This is a genomic window from Pantoea sp. AS142, assembly GCF_037152305.1.
GTDB lineage: Bacteria > Pseudomonadota > Gammaproteobacteria > Enterobacterales > Enterobacteriaceae > Pantoea.
Genome location: NZ_JBBCMO010000002.1, coordinates 636,774 through 656,753 on the forward strand (window position 1 = coordinate 636,774; position 19,980 = coordinate 656,753).

Sequence of the window (19,980 nt, forward strand, 5' to 3'; positions counted from 1 at the left end):
GACCTGACTAGTAAGTGTAAGGAAACGTTCTGCCGAGTAAATAACAGTGGTATCAGGGCCAGTCAGCGGCTTTTAAGAGTTTCGCTACATTCATTCCCGTTTTAATGGCGAATAATTACTGGATAATCATAAAAGCAAAACTGATTTCCTCGCTTTTACTTCCCGGTATTCTGACCTACACAGCAGGAGTCATTGAATGAACCAGACTAAGTCAGACCAGATAGTGTGGGTAGATACTCTGAAGGGGGTCTGCATATTGCTGGTGGTCCTGTACCATACCGTTTTACCCGGTTTTGAAGGAACGATGAGATATCTCTCTGCCGGGTGGCTCCCCGCCGAAATATGGATACAGTTTAATACGGTACTGTCGCCGCTGCGTATGCCTGCCTTTTTCTTTGTATCGGGATTACTGGCAACCAATGGCATTCTGAACCGGCCATGGAAACAGGTCTTTACCAGTCGCATCACCAATCTCTTCTATCTCTATATTCTGTGGGGATTTATTCAGTGGTGGTCAATTATCGGCATCTCCACTGAAATTACCGGCCAGCGTATTTCGCAGAATCTGAACGCCGCCTATGCCGGTTCGCTATTCGAGTTTCTCAAGCTGACTTTTATGGCCATGAGCACCTCGTGGTATCTGTATGGACTGGGGCTCTATTTCCTCTGTGCCAAAGTTTTCCGTCAATATAAGCTGGCCCTGGTGGCGGTGGCGATCCTGCTGAACTATCTGGCGGTAGAAAAAGTGATCCCGTTCTGGGGACCTCAGAGCCTGGCCCAGTATTTCCTGTTCTTCCTGTTAGGGGCATTCTGGAGCCAGACTATGCTGCGCCTGAGTGAATGGCGACGGGAGAACCTGATGCCCTGGGCGCTTCTGGCCGCCATTGCCGGGTTTCATGTGATATTCGGTCTGGATAAAAGTTTGTTTCTCTGTGTGCTGGTGGTGCTATTCAGTATCGCCGCCTGCCGATGGCTGAATCTGCATTTCAACATGTGCTATTTCAACTGGATAGGCCGGAATACGCTGCAGATTTATGTCATCCACCGTATTTTTATCGAGTTTTTTGGTATGTCTGCCATTCTGTTCGCGCAGCGGCATCATCTGTTTGAGCAGGCGTGGTTTTCGTTCCTCTGGGCCTGTTTCTATCCGGTAGCCATCGTGGGTCTCTGCTCGCTCTGTTCAGTGGCAATCTGGTCGCTGACCAATCGTGGTGTCGGGCAGTCGCTGTTTGTGTTTCCGACGTTGATGAAGAGGGAACGAACAGGTGGATAATAGGCTGTGCAGTGTGACGACGGTACAGCTTTTCAGTGCAGACGAAGAAAGCCATTTTCCAGAATTCAGGAATTTCCTGACCCAATCTTTCTGTGCCTCTTTCTGCAGTGCAGGACGTTCTTATGGCTGATGCTGACCTATGCAGATGTGACTGTCTCCACCCGGTCAACGTTTGGTGAGTGAAAATAATGATTCCAGGACATGTCAACACCCGTATTGACAGTGACTTGTCTGCTCTGGAGCCGGAATGTCATCAGGGGATACAAATTTTGCAGTCACCAGATGAAATATCTGAGTACAGCGCCGAGAATACCTTATTCAGCCAGGTTTGAGACAGTATGAGGCTGCCACGCTGACGAACAATGATGAAGGCCGCTAGTCGAACCGTATTTTGCGCCTGCTTTTAAACCCTGGAGTGCTAAACAGCGGTACGCTACACCAGTAAAACTTCGACACCTTTTGCTTCAAGCGCTGCCACTATTTCCGCATCAGCCTGCTGTCCGGTAATGACCAGATCGATATTTTCAGTCTTGCTGAACAGCATGCCAGCACGCTGACCCAGCTTGCTGCTGTCGACCAGAACCGCCAGCTTCCCGACCATACCTAACATCCTCTGCTCGGAAATCGCAGTCAGCATTTCCGTTTTGTACAGACCCTCTGCGGTCAGTCCCTTGCCACTCGTGAACATCCAGTGTCCTGCGTAGAGGCTGGTTGTGCTCTCCTGAGATGGCATGATGATCGACTGGGTTTTATTGTACTGCCCCCCGATGATAACCACGTTCTCGTGATCGTGCTCAATCAGATAGTTCGCGAGAGGAAGATAGTTGGTGATGATTTGTACTGGCTTGTTGCAGATTTCCTGTCCCAGCAGAAAAGCGGTTGAACCACAGTTAATGACAACACTTTCTTCCGGCTGAATGAATGTAGATGCCGCCCGGGCAATACGAATTTTTTCGTCGTGATTATGTGCACGATGAGGATTGAGCGGGGTCCAGGGTTCACGTGTCGGTATAATCGCTTCTGCGCCGTTGCGAACTTTACGGACTTTACCCTCTTTATCAAGGCGAGCAATGTCACGCCGTGTGGTAGCCGGAGAGCTACCCAGCAGCTCCGTTATCTGACTGACACTGAGAACAGCATGTTCACGCAGCAGGTCAAGCAGAAGATGATGTCGCTGTGTTTCAGTCATTCTGGCACCTGTTCACATTTATTACGCCTTAAGGCGGCAGGGGCCGGAATTATCCAGCCCCTGAGTGCTAAAGAAAAGCCTTAAAAGGCAGATCGGGTTCAATAGTAAAGCAATCATCAAAGCCACGTGGATAGTGATATTCAAGATTATCTTTATCCTGCGGCCAGATGAACTTACCCCCTACCTGCCAGATAAAGGGCTTGAATCCATACTTCAGGCGATCTTTTTTCATCTCCCAGAGTACGCGGATCTCTTGCGGGTCAGCCTGAAAGTTTGACCAGATATCGTGGTGGAAGGGGATCACCACGTTAGTATTCAGCGCTTCAGCCATGCGCAGTATATCGGCACTGGTCATTTTATCAGTAATACCGCGCGGGTTCTCTCCGTAAGAGCCTAACGCCACGTCGATCTGATGCTCATTACCATGTTTCGCATAATAATTGGAATAGTGGGAGTCACCGCTGTGGTACAAGGAGCCACCAGGCGTTTTAAAGAGGTAGTTTATCGCTCGCTCATCCATCCCGTCTGTCAACACGCCTGTGGCTTTTTGATCAGCTGGCAGAGTAATGAGCGCGGTACGATCAAACGCATCCAGCGCACGGATTTCAGTATCTTTGATTTTCACGACATCGCCTGGTTTCATGACAATACAGCGCTCTTTTGGCACCCCCCAGCCGATCCACAAATCTACGCAGGTTTGCGGGCCAATAAACGGCACATCATTGGCGCAGTTTTTCAAAACCGCTGCAGCCACATTGACATCAATGTGATCGTTGTGATCGTGAGTAGAGAGTACGGCGTCGATTTGCCGAATGGCAAAGGGATCAAGCACAAATGGGGTGGTGCGCAGATTTGGCTGCAGCTTTTCAACCCCCGCCATGCGCTGCATCTGGTGGCCTTTTTTCATCAGGAAATTGCCGTGGCTTTGTTTGCCGGTTCCGCACCAGAAGTCTACGCAAATATTCGCGCCACCTTCAGATTTCAGCCAGATCCCGGTACAACCCAGCCACCACATTGCAAAGGTGCCTGGCGCGACCTTTTCCTGCTCAATTTCTTCATTTAACCAACTCCCCCATTCCGGAAACGTGCTCAGAATCCATGATTCACGAGTGATGGTGTTCACTTTACTCATCGGTTTACCTCCATTTTAATCAAAAGATATCATTTCATGATTTAATATGATTTATGATGGCACCGGATAATGAGTATTGCAACGAAATTAACAGGGGATATTCCACTGGGCGTGACGGTTTTTATTCTTTAATGGTGCAAGTAACATCAAAATATTACACGCCTTTTTTAATTAACTTTAAGTTTTTAATGATTTTTCTTGTTGAGTGATAAGGAGCGTCACGTAGAGTTGGGAAATAATTTGCGTGTCACATCACAAATAATCATTTTAGGTCTTGTTGTGATTATTTTTGATTAATACAGTGATGCCACCCGCCCCACAGGAACTGCCCCTTGTGTCCTTATATCTGGAGAGAGTTATGGAGATCCTCTACAACGTCTTTACCGTGTTCTTTAATCAAGTGATGACTAACGCCCCACTGTTGCTGGGTATCGTGACGTGTCTGGGCTACATTCTGCTGCGCAAAAGCATCAGCGTGGTGATTAAAGGCACCATCAAAACAATTATTGGTTTCATGTTGTTGCAGGCAGGTTCAGGCATTCTGACCAGCACTTTTAAGCCTGTTGTCGCCAAAATGTCCGAAGTGTATGGCATCAACGGTTCAATCTCTGACACTTACGCATCAATGATGGCAACTATTGACCGCATGGGTGATGCCTACAGCTGGGTAGGTTACGCGGTTCTGCTGGCGCTGGCGCTGAACATCATCTACGTGCTGTTACGCCGAATAACCGGTATTCGCACCATCATGCTGACCGGCCACATCATGTTTCAGCAGGCCGGGCTGATTGCGGTTACTTTCTATATTTTCGGCTACCCAATGTGGACCACGATCATCTGCACTGCGGTGCTGGTCTCGCTCTACTGGGGTATCACCTCCAACATGATGTACAAGCCAACGCAGGACGTGACCGACGGCTGCGGCTTCTCTATCGGTCACCAGCAGCAGTTTGCGTCCTGGATTGCGTATAAAGTTGCGCCGTACCTGGGCAAGAAAGAGGAGAGTGTTGAAGATCTCAAGCTACCGGGCTGGCTGAATATCTTCCATGACAACATTGTCTCAACGGCAATTGTGATGACCCTCTTCTTCGGGGTCATTCTGCTCTCATTCAGCATTGACGTAGTCCAGGCAATGGCGGGTAAAACCCACTGGTCAATATATATCCTGCAAACCGGTTTCTCTTTCGCCGTGGCGATTTTCGTCATCACCCAGGGCGTACGCATGTTTGTCGCTGAGCTGTCAGAGGCTTTCAGCGGTATCTCTCAACGCCTGATCCCTGGCGCGGTACTGGCGATTGACTGTGCGGCTATCTATAGCTTTGCGCCCAATGCGGTGGTCTGGGGCTTTATGTGGGGTACCATCGGCCAGCTGATTGCGGTGGGCATTCTGGTCGGTTGCGGCTCATCCATTCTTATCATTCCCGGCTTTATCCCCATGTTTTTCTCTAACGCCACCATTGGCGTATTTGCTAATCACTTTGGCGGCTGGCGCGCGGCACTCAAAATCTGCCTGGTAATGGGGATGCTGGAAATCTTTGGTTGTGTGTGGGCGGTCAGGCTCACCGGCATGAGCGCCTGGATGGGTATGGCTGACTGGTCAATTCTGGCACCACCGATGATGCAGGGCTTCGCGTCTGTTGGCTTGGGCTTTATGGCCGTCATCATCCTTATTGCTCTGGCTTATATGTTCTTCGCGGGCCGCTCACTGCGTGCTGAAGAAGAGGCTGAAAAACAAATAGCAGAAGTGTCTGCTCATTAAGGAGTATCAATTATGACCGTACGTATCCTGGCTGTTTGTGGCAATGGGCAAGGTAGCTCCATGATTATGAAGATGAAAGTGGACCAGTTTTTAACCCAGTCAAATATTGACCATACGGTGAACAGCTGCGCGGTAGGTGAATATAAAAGTGAAGTGAATGGCGCGGATATCATCATCGTCTCTACCCATATCGCCGGTGAAATCACCGTAACGGGCAACAAATATGTCGTGGGCGTACGCAATATGCTGTCGCCTGCGGATTTTGGTCCAAAACTGCTGGAAGTGATCAAAGAGCACTTTCCAAACGATGTGAAATAAGGAAGCCACATGAAACTACGTGATTCGCTGGCAGACAATAATTCCATCCTTTTACAGGCTGAAGCCAGCACCTGGCAGGAAGCGGTAAAGCTAAGTGTGGATCTGCTGGTTAAGGCTGACGTTGTCGAGCCGCGTTATTATCAGGCCATTCTCGATGGTGTTGCACAGCATGGCCCATATTTTGTTATTGCTCCTGGTCTGGCAATGCCGCACGGCCGCCCGGAAGAGGGCGTGAAGAAAACCGGTTTTGCGCTGGTAACGCTGAAGACGCCGATTGTGTTTAACCATGCTGATAACGATCCGGTCGATATTCTGATCACCATGGCCGCAATTGATGCAAATACCCATCAGGAAGTGGGCATCATGCAAATCGTCAACCTTTTTGACGACGAAGCCAACTTTGACCGCTTACGCGCCTGTCGAACTGAGCAGGACGTGCTGGATTTGATTGATCACGCCACTGCGGCGGCTGTCTAAGAGGAAAAGAATATGTCTTTACCCATGTTACAAATCGCGCTGGATAACCAGACACTCTCTCACGCATATGAAACCACCCGCCTGATTGCGGAAGAAGTGGATATCATCGAAGTTGGCACCATCCTCTGTGTAGGCGAAGGTGTTCGCGCGGTGCGAGACTTAAAAGCTCTGTATCCGCATAAAATCGTGCTGGCAGATGCCAAGATTGCCGACGCTGGCAAAATTCTTTCCCGCATGTGTTTTGAAGCCAGTGCTGATTGGGTCACGGTGATTTGCTGCGCAGATATCAACACCGCGAAAGGTGCTCTGGACGTAGCAAAAGAATTTGGCGGTGACGTGCAGATTGAGCTGACCGGGTTTTGGACCTGGGAGCAGGCGCAGAAGTGGCACGATGCGGGTATCCGGCAGGTCGTTTATCATCGCAGCCGTGATGCTCAGGCCGCAGGCGTGGCGTGGGGCGAAGCGGATATCAGTGCTATTAAGCGTCTGGCAGATATGGGCTTCAAAGTCACCGTTACCGGTGGACTGGCGCTGGAAGATCTACCGCTGTTCCAGGGTATTCCCGTTCATGTTTTTATTGCCGGTCGCAGTATTCGTGATGCGGCGTCCCCGGTGGAAGCGGCGCGTCAGTTCAAACGTTCAATCGCCCAGCTTTGGGGCTAAGGAGCGGGTATGTTGTCAAAACAGGTCCCGCTGGGCATCTATGAAAAGGCACTCCCGGCGGGGGAGTGCTGGCTGGAACGGTTGCAGCTGGCTAAACAGCTGGGGTTCGATTTTGTCGAAATGTCTGTGGATGAAACGGACGAGCGCCTCTCTCGTCTGGACTGGAGTTGTGAGCAGCGCCTGGCGCTGGTGCGAGCCATCGCTGAAACGGGTGTATGTGTGCCTTCCATGTGCCTGAGCGCCCATCGTCGTTTTCCTCTTGGGAGTGAGGACGATGCCGTGCGTGCGCAGGGGCTGCAGATCATGCGTAAAGCGATTCGCTTAGCGCAGGATGTCGGTATCCGCGTGATCCAGCTTGCCGGGTATGATGTCTATTATCAGGAAGCCAGCGATGAGACGCGTCGTCGTTTCCGTGACGGCCTGAAAGAGAGCGTCGACATGGCCAGCCGCGCACAGGTGATGCTGGCGATGGAGATCATGGATTACCCCTTAATGAACTCTATCAGTAAGGCGTTGGGCTACGCGCACTACCTGAATAACCCATGGTTCCAGATCTACCCGGATATCGGCAACCTGTCAGCATGGGATAATGACGTGCAGATGGAATTGCAGGCGGGTATCGGGCATATCGTGGCCATACATGTTAAAGATAGCCGTCCCGGCGTATTCAAAAATGTTCCGTTCGGTACCGGGGTAGTGGAATTTGAACGCTGTTTCAGGACGCTCAAAAAGAGAGGTTACTGTGGGCCTTACCTGATTGAGATGTGGAGTGAAACGTCGGACAACCCGGCTGCGGAAGTGATGAAAGCGCGTGACTGGGTGCGTGAGCGCATGGCGCGGGCGGGATTACAGGAGGCTGAACATGCGTAATCTTAAACAAGAGGCCTTTGAGGCTAACATGGATCTGCCACGTTACGGCCTGGTGACTTTCACATGGGGCAATGTTAGCGCTATTGATCGCGGGCAGGGACTGATCGCCATTAAGCCAAGCGGTGTAGCTTATGACACTATGAAAGCTGAAGATATGGTGATAGTGGACCTTGAAGGAAATGTCGTTGAGGGTAAATGGCGGCCTTCTTCAGATACAGCAACCCATCTGGCACTTTACTGCCGTTACCCATCCCTTGGCGGTGTGGTGCATACGCACTCGACGCATGCCACGGCCTGGGCGCAGGCAGGTTTAGCCATTCCGGCACTGGGAACGACACATGCGGATTACTTCTTTGGCGACATTCCCTGCACGCGCGCATTAACGCAGGCAGAAGTAGAAGGTGAGTACGAGCTCAATACCGGCAAGGTGATTATCGAAACGCTGGCTGAGACAGAACCGCTGAATACGCCAGGAATGATAGTTAATCAACATGGCCCGTTTGCATGGGGTAAAGCTGCGCACGACGCCGTTCATAACGCGGTAGTCATGGAAGAGGTAGCGCGAATGGCGTGGATTTCCTGCGGTATAAACCCGCATCTTCAGGGTATTGATGAGTATCTGAAGCACAAGCATTTCATGCGCAAGCATGGGCCTGGTGCTTACTACGGTCAAAAGTAACAATAAACAGCCCTGGAATGGTGTGAATTTTTCAATTGTCATCGCTCAGGTTCCAGGGCATCGGGCATAAGATTCTGCTCTGGAAACCCTTCAGATTCGCATCATTAATTTTCCCGATAGCTGACTGGATGAAACTTTCGTGTTGATCATTTACTGAATATCCAGAGAGCTGCTGGCTTTTAGCCAGCATTGCAAATTGTCCATTGCTGATTCATCCGTCAGACGTGGTGCGCTAAAACAGGTTTTCCCTTTAAAAAGCATTTTGATTAACGCTCTGGCAGCATCACCCGATTGGATGCCCCAACTGTAAAGGATTACCCTGATAGCCTGGCAATTATTTCATTATTATTTTCCATACTGTATCAAAGCTGAAATACCTAACCCGCCGCGCGAACGCACTCTCCATGGGGTCCGTTCGCGCAGCGAATACCTGTAGTGGGTGTCCTCTTACCCGATGGTCATCAGACTGGCATTACCCCCGGCTGCCGCGGTATTCACACTCAGTGAGCGCTCAATCAGCAGACGCTCCAGCAGCAGATTGGTTTCTCCGCGGGCGAAGCCCTGCACCGAAACAATCGCGCCGTCACGCGCAGCGATCTGCTCACACAGGGTGCGAAGCTGATCGGCATCACCATGATAGATCACCGCATCAAATTCTGAGGCTAACGGGTCACGCGCCAGCGTGATACGCGCTTTCACTGCGTCCGGCAGTGAGGCCCGCAAGGCGCGATGCAGTTCATCATCCTGCCACAGTGCTTTACTGCCGACGCTGGTCACCGCGGCCAGCTGGATTAACGTATCCTGCTCGTTGTCAGCCAGACAAAGCACCTGATCACGCGGCAATAGCGAGAAGGTATTGCGCTCGCCGGTCGGGCCAGGCAGCAGACGGACGACGCCCGCCTGGGCCAACTCGCCATAGTGCTGGCAGAGGTCAGCCAGTGCAGGCTTATCTTTGGCCCAGTTGCTGAGTGCCTGATGCGGTGCCAGCAGAGACTGACGCAGCGTGCTGTCAGCCGGGCGCTCGGCATCCTGACGATCAAAGGTCAGACGCAGCGCACCCTCCGGGCGATGCGCCAGCAGACGGTAAAGATAGAGCGGGCCGCCCGCTTTCGGACCCGTACCGGATAAACCCTCGCCGCCAAATGGCTGGACGCCAACTACCGCGCCGACCATATTGCGGTTGACGTAAAGATTGCCGACTCTGGCTTTCGCCGTGACCTGCGCAATGGTTTCGTCGATGCGGGTGTGTACGCCCAGCGTCAGCCCATAGCCGGAGGCATTAATCTGCTCAACCAACTGCGGCAGGTTATTGCGCGTGAAGCGCACCACGTGCAGTACCGGCCCAAAAATCTCTTTATCAAGATCGCTGGCCTGATCCAGCTCAATCAGCGTCGGTTTGACAAAGGTGCCGCTATTCCACTCTTTGCTGTCCTGCGGGTTATCCTGCACCGCCTGATAAACCGTGAAGCCCTTATTACGCATCGCCTGAATGTGGCGATCGATATTGGTTTTCGCTTCGGCATCAATCACCGGGCCGATATCGGTTGATAAGCGTTCCGGATTGCCCATGCGGCACTCCGCCATCGCACCGCGCAACATTTTCAGCGTATGGTCGGCGACATCTTCCTGAATGCAGAGCAGACGCAGGGCAGAGCAGCGCTGCCCGGCACTGTCAAACGCTGAGGCGACGATATCAATGACCACCTGCTCCGTCAGCGCGGAAGAGTCGACGATCATCGCATTCATCCCGCCGGTCTCAGCAATCAGCGGTGTCGGACGACCCTGAGGGTCAAGGCGACCAGCCAGGTTACGCTGCAGCAGAGTAGCTACCGCAGTGGAACCGGTAAACATTACGCCACGAACCCGGTCATCACCGGTCAACTGCGCACCAACGGTTTCACCCTGGCCTGGCAGCAGTTGCAGCACGCCTGGTGGCACACCGGCATCCAGCAGGATCTGAACCCCCAGCGCGGCAATCAGCGGTGTCTGCTCAGCCGGTTTTGCCAGCACGCTGTTGCCCGCTGCCAGTGCTGCTGCAATCTGACCAGTAAAGATCGCCAGCGGGAAGTTCCATGGACTGATGCAGACTACCGGGCCAAGCGGACGATGCGTTTCGTTGTCGAAATCGTCGCGCACCATACCGGCGTAGTAATAGAGGAAATCAACGGCTTCTCGCACTTCCGCGATAGCGTTGTTATAGGTCTTGCCCGCTTCACGCACCAGGATGCCAATCAACTGCTGCATCTGGCCTTCCATGATCTGTGCGGCGCGTTCCAGAATGGCGGCACGCTCCTGCGGTGGGGTTGCAAACCAGATTGGCCCGCTGTTCACCGCGGCATCGAGCGCCAGTGAGACGTCCTGTTCGGTTGCTTCACGGACCTGACCGACCCGATCACCAGGCGCTGCCGGGTTCAGAATGTCGTGCAACTCGCCGGCACCCGCTTCACCGTCGATCATCGGCTCGGCCAGGCAGGGCTGTGCGGCGCTGCTCAGCAGGGCGCTGGAAAGCGAAGCAAGACGGTGTTCATTCGCCATATCCAGACCCGCAGAGTTGACGCGTTTATCGCCATACAGCGCGCGTGGCAAGGGGATCTTCGGATGCGGCAGACCCATTGCGCCTTCGCTGGCACCCAGTTTCTCCACCGCCGTCACCGGGTCGGCCACCAGTTCATCAATCGGCAGCGAGGTATCCGCAATGCGGTTTACGAAGGAGGTGTTAGCCCCGTTCTCCAGCAGGCGGCGTACCAGATAGGCCAGCAGAGTTTCATGGGTGCCAACCGGTGCATAAATACGGCAGGGACGATTAAGTTTGCCGTCTGCCACTTTGCCGACCACCTGCTCATAGAGCGGTTCGCCCATGCCGTGCAGGCACTGGAACTCATACTGACCCGGATAGTAGTTGTTACCTGCCAGATGATAAATTGCTGCCAGGGTGTGAGCGTTGTGGGTGGCGAACTGTGGATAGATCAGGCTTGGTACCGAGAGCAGTTTACGGGCGCACGCCAGGTAAGAGATATCGGTGTAGACCTTGCGGGTATAAACCGGATAGCCTTCCAGTCCTTCCATCTGGGCACGCTTGATTTCGCTGTCCCAGTACGCACCTTTCACCAGACGGATCATCAGGCGACGGCGGCTGCGCTGCGCCAGATCGATGAGCTCATCAATCACAAACGGACAGCGTTTCATGTAAGCCTGAATCACGAAGCCGATGCCGTTCCAGCCTTCCAGCTCTGGCTCGAAGCAGAGTTTCTCCAGCATATCCAGCGACAGTTCCAGCCGATCCGCCTCTTCTGCGTCGATGTTGATGCCGATGTCATAGGAGCGCGCCAGCAGCGTCAGCGATTTCAGAATCGGGTAGAGCTCTTCCATCACACGCTCACACTGCGCGCGACTGTAGCGGGGATGCAGCGCCGACAGCTTGATGGAGATGCCCGGGCCTTCATAAATGCCACGACCATTTGACGCTTTACCAATGGCGTGGATCGCCTGTTGGTATGAGAGCAGATAGGCTTTGGCATCGCCAGCGGTCAGTGCCGCTTCGCCCAACATGTCGTAGGAATAGCGGAAGCCTTTCTCTTCCAGCTTGCGTGCGTTAGCCAGCGCTTCGGCAATGGTTTCACCGGTGACGAACTGCTCACCCATCAGACGCATCGCCATATCCACGCCTTTGCGAATCAGTGGCTCACCGCTCTTACCGATGATGCGATTAAGGGAACGTGAGAGGTTGGCTTCGTTGTGGGTTGAGACCAGACGGCCGGTAAACAGCAGGCCCCAGGTCGCCGCGTTGACAAACAGTGACGGACTGCGTCCCAGATGTGACTGCCAGTTGCCGTTGCTGATCTTGTCGCGGATCAGCGCATCGCGCGTCGGTTTGTCGGGAATACGCAGCAACGCTTCGGCCAGACACATCAGCGCCACACCTTCATGGGAAGAAAGAGAGAACTCCTGCAGCAGGCTTTGCACCATGCCTGCGCGTCCGGTTGCCCCTTTCTGGTGCCGCAGCTTATCGGCGAGCTGATAAGCCAGTTGATGAGTTTTCTCTGCCAGTGCCGCTGGCAAGCGCGCCTGCTCCAGCATCATTGGCACCGCATCGGTCTCCGGACGTCGCCAGGCGGCGGTCACCGCTGAACGGGTCACTGACTGAGGTAAAATCTGCTCTGCGAAATCAAGGAACGGCTGGTGCGTCTCCTCTGGCTGGCTGTCCTCAGACTCAGTGGCCGCCTGGCCAGAAAGAGGGATCTCCGGCACGGTATGGCCGGTTTCCAGCTGACCCAGGTAGTTAAAAATCGCCTGTTTAATCAACCAGTGTGGCGTGCGATCAATGCGCTGTGCAGCCAGTTTGATGCGCTCACGCGTCGCGTCATCCAGTTTTACACCCATGGTGGTTGTACCCATGACTCCAGAGCTCCTTAATAATGGTTCGATACAGCGTTGGCTGCACTATCACTTAAGTTGCAACTTTGTGCAACCGTGTTAAATGTGAGCCAGTTAACACCCTTTTAATGTCGCCGATTGTTAAATCTCGCAATGCGGCACGGATATTGCTGCAAGATCCTCGCCAGGTTGAAGAGTTTGCTAAGTGGCGGGTTTAAGGGAGGTTATACGGAGTTGCAACCGGATAACTGTGAGCAAGTGCAACCTCTGAGTACTTTTTCTCAACCGTTTAGTGAAATCGGTGTAACGCCTGTGTTAAATCCATTGTGCGCGCCACGCCTTTCCGGCAGGATACCGCGCCGCTGGGAAATGACTGACGCCCTGACGAAGAAAATCGACCTGCTTTGCCCCGTTCCGGCAGGCGGGTAGCTGGCGATTTCTCTGGAATATCAAATAATAAGTGGAGAGAGAGATGAGTGTAAGTACACCAATGTTGGTGACCTTTTTGGTTTATATTCTCGGGATGGTGTTAATCGGTTTTGCGGCGTATCGCTCTACCAAAAACTTTGATGATTACATCCTCGGTGGCCGGAGTCTGGGAAGCGTGGTCACGGCCCTCTCTGCGGGTGCATCAGACATGAGCGGCTGGCTGCTGATGGGATTGCCGGGTGCGATCTTTATCTCCGGAATCTCTGAAAGCTGGATTGCAATTGGCCTGACCATCGGTGCCTGGCTGAACTGGAAAATCGTGGCCGGCCGTCTGCGGGTGCAGACCGAACATCACAACAACGCCCTGACTCTGCCGGACTTCTTCACCAGCCGCTTTGAAGACCACAGTAAAATCCTGCGCATTATCTCAGCCATGGTGATCCTGGTGTTCTTCACCATCTATTGCGCGTCAGGTGTGGTGGCCGGTGCGCGTCTGTTTGAAAGCACCTTCGGTATGAGTTACCAGACCGCTCTGTGGGCGGGTGCAGCGGCGACCATTCTCTATACGCTGGTGGGCGGGTTCCTGGCGGTAAGCTGGACCGATACCGTACAGGCGAGCCTGATGATTTTTGCGCTGATCCTGACGCCGGTATTTGTGATTATCGCGGTCGGCGGCTGGTCTGATTCTCTGGCGGTCATTGAAGCGAAAAGCCTGGAAAATCTCGACATGCTCAAGGGGCTGAACGTCGTCGCGGTGATCTCGCTGCTCGGCTGGGGATTGGGCTACTTCGGGCAGCCCCACATTCTGGCGCGCTTTATGGCGGCAGATTCGCATCGCTCCATTCGTACGGCTCGTCGAATCGGCATGGCGTGGATGGTGTTCTGTCTGGCGGGTGCGGTTGCAGTAGGCTTCTTTGGTATCGCTTATTTCCAGAACAACCCGACGCTGGCAACGGGCGTCAATGATAACGCCGAACGGGTCTTTATCGAGCTGGCGCGTATCCTGTTCAACCCCTGGATTGCCGGCATTCTGCTCTCAGCGATTCTGGCGGCCGTGATGTCAACACTGAGCTGTCAGCTGCTGGTCTGCTCCAGCGCCCTGACCGAAGACCTCTATAAAGGGTTGCTGCGCAAAAATGCCAGTCAGAAGGAGCTGGTGTGGATCGGACGTCTGATGGTGCTGCTGGTGGCGCTGATTGCCATTGCACTGGCTTCAAACCCGGAAAACCGCGTACTGGGCCTGGTGAGCTACGCCTGGGCGGGATTTGGTGCGGCTTTTGGTCCGGTGGTATTGTTTGGTGTCTGCTGGAAGCGGATGAACCGCAACGGTGCGCTGGCGGGTATGATTATCGGCGCACTGACCGTGCTGGTGTGGAAACAGTATGGCTGGCTGGGACTGTATGAAATCATCCCAGGCTTCATTTTCGCCAGCATCGCTATTGTGGTATTTAGCCTGATGGGGCGTGAACCTTCAGCAGAAGCGCAGCAGCGCTTTGCCGCCGCCGAGGCGGAGTTCCAGACCAAATAAGCGAGGCGTTATTTGTTCAGGCCCGCCCCGAAAGGGGCGGGCTTTTTTGTTACAAAGATAAATCACCCTGAGGTGAAATTATCTCCGCCGGCAACTTGTTTTTTTCTCAGCGATAATGATAATCGGTATCGTTTACACTTTACCTGAATTTACGGTTAATTTACGCTGCTTAACATTCAAGAGGTTGGCGATGTTTGTTCCTTTTCTCATCATGCTGCGCGAAGGACTTGAAGCCGCGCTGATTGTCAGCCTGATAGCCAGTTACCTCAAGCGCACCCAGCGTACCCAATGGTTTCCGGCAATGTGGGCGGGCGTGTTTATTGCCAGTGCACTCTGTCTGGGCCTGGGTCTTTTCATCAATGCCACCACCGGTGAGTTTCCGCAAAAAGAGCAGGAGTTGTTTGAAGGTATTGTGGCGATGATTGCTGTGGTGATCCTGACCTCGATGGTGTTCTGGATGCGCAGAGTGGCGCGCAATATCAAGGTTGAGCTTGAGCAGGCGGTCGATCAGGCGCTACAACGCTCAGGCCGTGGCGGTCTGGCGCTGGTGCTGATGGTGTTTCTCGCCGTGGCGCGCGAAGGACTGGAGTCGGTGTTCTTCCTGCTGGCGGCCTTTACCCAGGATGTCGGTTATGCGCCGCCGGTTGGCGCTGTGCTGGGGCTGGCCACAGCGGTGGTGCTGGGCATGTTGCTTTACTGGGGCGGTATCCGCCTCAATATGGCCCATTTCTTCCGCTGGACCAGTGTTTTCATCCTGTTTGTTGCGGCGGGCCTGGCCGCGGGCGCGATCCGTGCCTTCCACGAAGCGGGTTTATGGAATCACTTTCAGGAGGTTGCCTTCGATCTCAGCAACACCTTATCGACCCATTCGCTGTTTGGCACCCTGCTGGAAGGGGTGCTGGGTTATCAGGAGACCCCAAGTGTCAGTGAAGTCACTCTTTACTTTGGCTACCTGATTCCGGCGCTAATTCTGTTCTTTATGCCTGCGCGTCCTGCTGCGTCGGCCACTGTGTAATAAGACTTTAACGGGCGAATCTTGTGCCCGCAACGTGATAGGGAAAGAGAAATGACAATGCGTTTCCGCCGCAAGGCACTGCTGCTTCCTCTGCTGGCGATCTCCGCTTCGGCGGCCGCAGCGATTCCTCAGGTTACCGTAAGCGTCAGCGACAAGCAGTGCGAACCGATGAACTTAACAGTTAAAGCCGGTAAGACTCAGTTTCTGATTAAAAACAACAGCCAGAAAGCACTGGAGTGGGAGATCCTTAAAGGCGTGCTGGTGGTTGAAGAGCGTGAAAACATCGCGCCGGGCTTCAGTCAGAAACTGACCGCTAATCTGGAGGCGGGCGAATATGAGATGACCTGCGGCCTGCTGAGCAATCCAAAAGGCAAGCTGATCGTGCAGGCAGGTGAGGGCGCGGCGAAAAGTGGCACCTCCGCACGCCTGCAGCTGGAAGGCCCGATTACCGAATATAAAGCCTTTGTTACGGAACAGGTGAACCAGCTGGTGAGCAATACGCAGGCCTTTACTGACGCCGTTAAAGCGGGCGATGTGGAAAAAGCCAAAGCACTGTTTGCCCCGACCCGTCAGTACTATGAGCGTATTGAGCCGATTGCTGAACTCTTCTCCGATCTCGACGGTAGCATTGATGCGCGTGAAGATGATTATGAGCAGAAAGCAGCCGATCCTAAGTTCACCGGTTTCCACCGGCTGGAGAAAGCGCTGTTTGCGGATAACAGCACCAAAGGCATGGCGGATTACGCTGAGCAACTGAATAAAGATGTGAAAGATTTGCAGGTGCGTATCAGCGAACTGGCCTTCCCACCAGCCAAAGTGGTCGGCGGCGCAGCCGGTTTGATTGAAGAGGTGGCCTCGAGCAAAATTTCCGGTGAAGAAGATCGCTACAGCCGTACCGACCTGTGGGACTTCCAGGCCAATATTGATGGTGCGCAGAAAATTGTCGAACTGTTGCGACCAATGGTGAGCAAAGCGAACCCGCAGTTGCTGGTCAAGGTTGACACCAACTTCAAAAAAGTGGATGCGATCCTGAGTAAGTACCGTACCCATACCGGTTTTGAATCCTATGAGAAACTGACCAGCGCCGACCGTAACGCACTAAAAGGGCCGATCACCGCGCTGGCGGAGGATCTTTCATTACTTCGTGGCACCCTGGGTCTGGATTAATCATGAGTCGCAAGGAAGATGACGCGCAGCCTGCGCGTCGTCGTTTATTGAAAGGGCTGGGTCTGCTGGGCGGCGCGGCGGCGCTTGGCGGCGGCTGTCCGTTTCAAGCCGCTGCCGCTGACAGCTTTTCGCCGGGTACAGTGACGCCGCAGGCGCGACAGCAGACGCAGCCGTTTTATGGTCAGCATCAGGCGGGAATCACGACACCCCAGCAGGCATCAATGATGCTGGTGGCGTTTGATCTGCTCAGCAGCGATAAAGCCGAACTGAAGCGTCTGTTTCAGCTGCTGACCCAGCGTATCGCCTTTCTCACCACAGGCGGTCCTGCACCCGTAGTTACCAATCCGCAGCTGCCGCCAATGGATTCCGGCATTCTTGGGGCGACTATCGCGCCTGATAATCTGACGATTACGGTGTCGGTTGGCTATTCCCTGTTTGACGAACGTTTTGGTTTAGCGCCCCATAAGCCGAAAAAATTGCAGCCGATGACGCGCTTTCCTAATGATTCGCTTGATGCCAGTCAGTGTCATGGCGATCTCCTGTTACAGCTCTGTGCCAACACGCAGGATACGGTGATTCATGCGCTGCGGGATATTATCAAGCATACGCCCGACCTGCTTGGCGTACGCTGGCGGCGCGAAGGCTTTATCTCCGATCATGCGGCGCGCAGTCAGGGGCAGGAAACGCCGATTAATCTGCTGGGTTTCAAAGATGGCACCGCCAATCCAGATACTCGCAATCCTGCTCTGATGAATCAGTTGCTGTGGGTGACCGCCGATCAGGATGAACCGGCCTGGACGCGTAATGGCAGCTACCAGGCGGTGCGGTTAATCCGCTTTCACGTTGAAATGTGGGATCGTACCCCGCTGGGTGAGCAGCAGACCATCTTTGGTCGCGATAAGTTAAGCGGTGCGCCGCTGGGCATGCGGCATGAACGTGATGTTCCGGATTATGCCCGTGACCCGGACGGCGAGGTGATCGCACTGGATGCACACATCCGTCTTGCTAACCCCCGCACCCCAGAGACAGACAGCAGCCTGATGCTGCGACGCGGCTACAGTTACTCTGCAGGTATCTCGGCTTCCGGGCAGCTGGAGATGGGGTTGCTGTTCGTCTGCTATCAGCACGATCTGGAACGCGGCTTTCTCACGGTGCAGCAGCGCCTGAACGGCGAAGCGCTGGAAGAATATATCCGCCCCTTTGGCGGCGGTTACTTTTTTGTTTTGCCCGGTGTCACGGACGCGAACCATTATTTAGCGCAGCCTTTGCTGGAGTCCTGATTAAATTTCAGCCACTGCGTGCGGCAGGCCTCAGGCCGCACGCTTTTACTGCTCCTGCGGTTTACTCATTGAGTTTAAGCTGAGATTTAGCGGTTTCACCCGCTATTTAAAATAAGCTAACTCGCTGTAATTTATAAATTTTACATTTTGCCGTAAAAGAAATGCATAGGCGTTGTTATCAATTCCTTTGCCAGCACATAAAATTACTGTTGCAAAGCTCCAACAAAATGGTGCACTTTATTAAACAGGCGTAATCGGATGTGTTGATGTATCACACTGGAGTTCGCGCATGGGTCGATTCTTTTATGGAAAGTCATTGTCAGTAAATAGATTGCGCCTGACCGCGAGGGCAATTCTGCCTCGTTATTACGTCCTCCCTTCAACCATTTCTTTTGTCTTATCGCATCCTGTTTTATCCGGTGTTCAGCTACGCCATCGCGCTGCTGTATACCCACTATCCTGTCCTGTCATGGCTCAAAAGGAAGCCAACTGAAACCTCTAAAGCGTTCACGTAATCGCAATGGGCCAACGGCCTGGCGCGGGAAATGAAACCAACTGAAAGGTGCCACTATGGGAAGACAGAAAGCAGTGATCAAAGCGCGCCGTGAAGCAAGAAGAGTGCTTCGTAGTGACTCACGGAGTCATCGTCAGCGTGAAGAAGAGTCGGTCACTTCGCTGGTGCATATGAGTGGACTGGATGCAATTGGCATGGCGCGCGATACGCGTGACCGTTTACCGATTGAAGCGCGCAATGAAGCTCAGGCGCACTATCTTAATGCCATAGGAACGAAACAACTGATCTTCGCAACCGGTGAAGCCGGGTGTGGTAAAACCTGGATCAGTGCCGCGAAAGCGGCTGAGGCCCTGATTAATAAGGATATCGACAGGATTATTGTTACGCGCCCGGTACTTCAGGCAGATGAGGATTTGGGATTTCTTCCCGGTGATATTTCTGAGAAATTCGCCCCTTACTTCCGCCCGGTTTATGACATTCTGGTTAAACGTCTTGGCGCATCGTTTATGCAATATTGTCTGCGTCCGGAAATTGCCAAGGTAGAGATTGCGCCCTTCGCCTATATGCGAGGACGCACTTTTGAAAATGCTGTGGTAATTCTGGACGAGGCGCAGAACGTTACCGCCGCGCAGATGAAAATGTTCCTGACCCGACTGGGCGAAAACGTCACAGTCATTGTTAATGGCGATATTACCCAGTGCGACTTGCCCGCTGGGGTGCCTTCCGGTCTCGCGGACGCGCTGGCGCGTTTTGAAGAGGACGAGATGGTTGGCATTGTGCGCTTTGGCAAAGAGGATTGTGTGCGTTCTGCGCTGTGCCAGCGCACCTTGCACGCGTATAGCTAGCGTTTGATTGAGTAGAAGTGTAGCGCCCAAACCCGGCTCCGGCCGGGTTTTCTTATGATGGGGCAGCGTCGCAGGCTCCGCTGTGTCCAACGGGCTGGGCCCGTTGTCGACCCCCGGCGGGGGTTCTCACCCCCTCTCAGCGTGCAATATACAAAAAAAAGCCTGAACTTTCGTTCAGGCTCTTTTTCAGAATGTGGCGGTGAGAGGGGGATTGATTCGCTTCGCTCACCCTGCGGGCAGCGTCGCAGGCTTCGCTGTCCAACGGGCTGGGCCCGTTGTCGACCCCCGGCGGGGGTTCTCACCCCCTCTCAGCGTGCAATATACAAAAAAAAGCCTGAACTTTCGTTCAGGCTCTTCTTCAGAATGTGGCGGTGAGAGGGGGATTGATTCGCTTCGCTCACCCTGCGGGCAGCGTCGCAGGCTTCGCTGTCCAACGGGCTGGGCCCGTTGTCGACCCCCGGCGGGGGT

The 19,980-nt window shown here is 53.6% G+C and carries 15 protein-coding genes; 12 read left to right on the top strand and 3 right to left on the bottom strand.

Going from position 1 to position 19,980, the window contains the following annotated elements; translation table 11 throughout:
* Window positions 1–196: 196 nt before the first annotated feature.
* On the top strand, window positions 197–1,273 hold the full coding sequence (locus tag WFO64_RS07930; protein ID WP_337010473.1) for an acyltransferase family protein: 1,077 nt from the start codon (window positions 197–199) through the stop codon (window positions 1,271–1,273).
* 433 nt (window positions 1,274–1,706) lie between these two features.
* Here WFO64_RS07930 and ulaR read toward each other — a convergent pair whose 3' ends face one another.
* Window positions 1,707–2,462 carry an HTH-type transcriptional regulator UlaR gene (ulaR, locus tag WFO64_RS07935; RefSeq protein WP_337010475.1) on the bottom strand — a complete coding sequence of 252 codons (756 nt, stop codon included), beginning with the start codon at window positions 2,460–2,462 and terminating at the stop codon, window positions 1,707–1,709.
* A 67-nt stretch (window positions 2,463–2,529) separates the two neighbouring features.
* On the bottom strand, window positions 2,530–3,594 hold the full coding sequence (gene ulaG, locus WFO64_RS07940; protein ID WP_337010477.1) for an L-ascorbate 6-phosphate lactonase: 1,065 nt from the start codon (window positions 3,592–3,594) through the stop codon (window positions 2,530–2,532).
* A 358-nt stretch (window positions 3,595–3,952) separates the two neighbouring features.
* Between ulaG and ulaA the strand changes: the two genes are divergently transcribed.
* Genes ulaA through WFO64_RS07970 form a run of 6 tightly spaced genes read left to right on the top strand, consistent with a single transcriptional unit; the run spans window position 3,953 to window position 8,360 of the window.
* The gene (gene ulaA / locus WFO64_RS07945; RefSeq protein ID WP_337010479.1) at window positions 3,953–5,353 is read left to right on the top strand and encodes a PTS ascorbate transporter subunit IIC; all 1,401 of its coding nucleotides are present in this window, start codon (window positions 3,953–3,955) and stop codon (window positions 5,351–5,353) included.
* A 12-nt stretch (window positions 5,354–5,365) separates the two neighbouring features.
* Window positions 5,366–5,671 carry a PTS ascorbate transporter subunit IIB gene (ulaB, locus tag WFO64_RS07950; protein WP_337010481.1) on the top strand — a complete coding sequence of 102 codons (306 nt, stop codon included), beginning with the start codon at window positions 5,366–5,368 and terminating at the stop codon, window positions 5,669–5,671.
* Window positions 5,672–5,680: 9 nt separating this feature from the next.
* Window positions 5,681–6,148: a PTS ascorbate transporter subunit IIA gene (ulaC, locus tag WFO64_RS07955; protein ID WP_337010483.1), complete on the top strand. Its 468-nt coding sequence runs from the start codon at window positions 5,681–5,683 to the stop codon at window positions 6,146–6,148.
* Between the two features lie 12 nt (window positions 6,149–6,160).
* Window positions 6,161–6,811, top strand: a complete 651-nt coding sequence (locus WFO64_RS07960) for a 3-keto-L-gulonate-6-phosphate decarboxylase UlaD (RefSeq protein WP_337010484.1) — start codon at window positions 6,161–6,163, stop codon at window positions 6,809–6,811.
* 9 nt (window positions 6,812–6,820) lie between these two features.
* Window positions 6,821–7,681 carry an L-ribulose-5-phosphate 3-epimerase gene (locus WFO64_RS07965; RefSeq protein ID WP_337010485.1) on the top strand — a complete coding sequence of 287 codons (861 nt, stop codon included), beginning with the start codon at window positions 6,821–6,823 and terminating at the stop codon, window positions 7,679–7,681.
* Window positions 7,674–8,360, top strand: coding sequence for an L-ribulose-5-phosphate 4-epimerase (locus tag WFO64_RS07970; RefSeq protein ID WP_337010486.1), 687 nt, complete (start codon window positions 7,674–7,676; stop codon window positions 8,358–8,360). The genes WFO64_RS07965 and WFO64_RS07970 overlap by 8 nt, the downstream gene beginning before the upstream one ends.
* Window positions 8,361–8,807: 447 nt before the next feature.
* Here WFO64_RS07970 and putA read toward each other — a convergent pair whose 3' ends face one another.
* The gene (gene putA, locus WFO64_RS07975; protein ID WP_337010488.1) at window positions 8,808–12,755 is read right to left on the bottom strand and encodes a trifunctional transcriptional regulator/proline dehydrogenase/L-glutamate gamma-semialdehyde dehydrogenase; all 3,948 of its coding nucleotides are present in this window, start codon (window positions 12,753–12,755) and stop codon (window positions 8,808–8,810) included.
* 451 nt (window positions 12,756–13,206) lie between these two features.
* On the opposite strand from putA, the gene putP reads away from it, so the two are divergent.
* The 5 genes from putP (at window position 13,207) to phoH (ending at window position 19,512) form a co-directional block, all read left to right on the top strand.
* A complete protein-coding gene (gene putP, locus WFO64_RS07980; protein ID WP_337010490.1) occupies window positions 13,207–14,691 on the top strand; it encodes a sodium/proline symporter PutP in 1,485 nt (494 codons plus the stop codon).
* Window positions 14,692–14,881: 190 nt separating this feature from the next.
* The gene (gene efeU / locus WFO64_RS07985; protein ID WP_337010492.1) at window positions 14,882–15,706 is read left to right on the top strand and encodes an iron uptake transporter permease EfeU; all 825 of its coding nucleotides are present in this window, start codon (window positions 14,882–14,884) and stop codon (window positions 15,704–15,706) included.
* A 51-nt stretch (window positions 15,707–15,757) separates the two neighbouring features.
* Window positions 15,758–16,873: an iron uptake system protein EfeO gene (gene efeO, locus WFO64_RS07990; protein ID WP_337010494.1), complete on the top strand. Its 1,116-nt coding sequence runs from the start codon at window positions 15,758–15,760 to the stop codon at window positions 16,871–16,873.
* 2 nt (window positions 16,874–16,875) lie between these two features.
* Window positions 16,876–18,153, top strand: a complete 1,278-nt coding sequence (gene efeB, locus WFO64_RS07995) for an iron uptake transporter deferrochelatase/peroxidase subunit (protein WP_337010496.1) — start codon at window positions 16,876–16,878, stop codon at window positions 18,151–18,153.
* A 570-nt stretch (window positions 18,154–18,723) separates the two neighbouring features.
* Window positions 18,724–19,512, top strand: a complete 789-nt coding sequence (gene phoH / locus WFO64_RS08000) for a phosphate starvation-inducible protein PhoH (RefSeq protein WP_003852284.1) — start codon at window positions 18,724–18,726, stop codon at window positions 19,510–19,512.
* The last annotated feature ends 468 nt before the right edge of the window (window positions 19,513–19,980 follow it).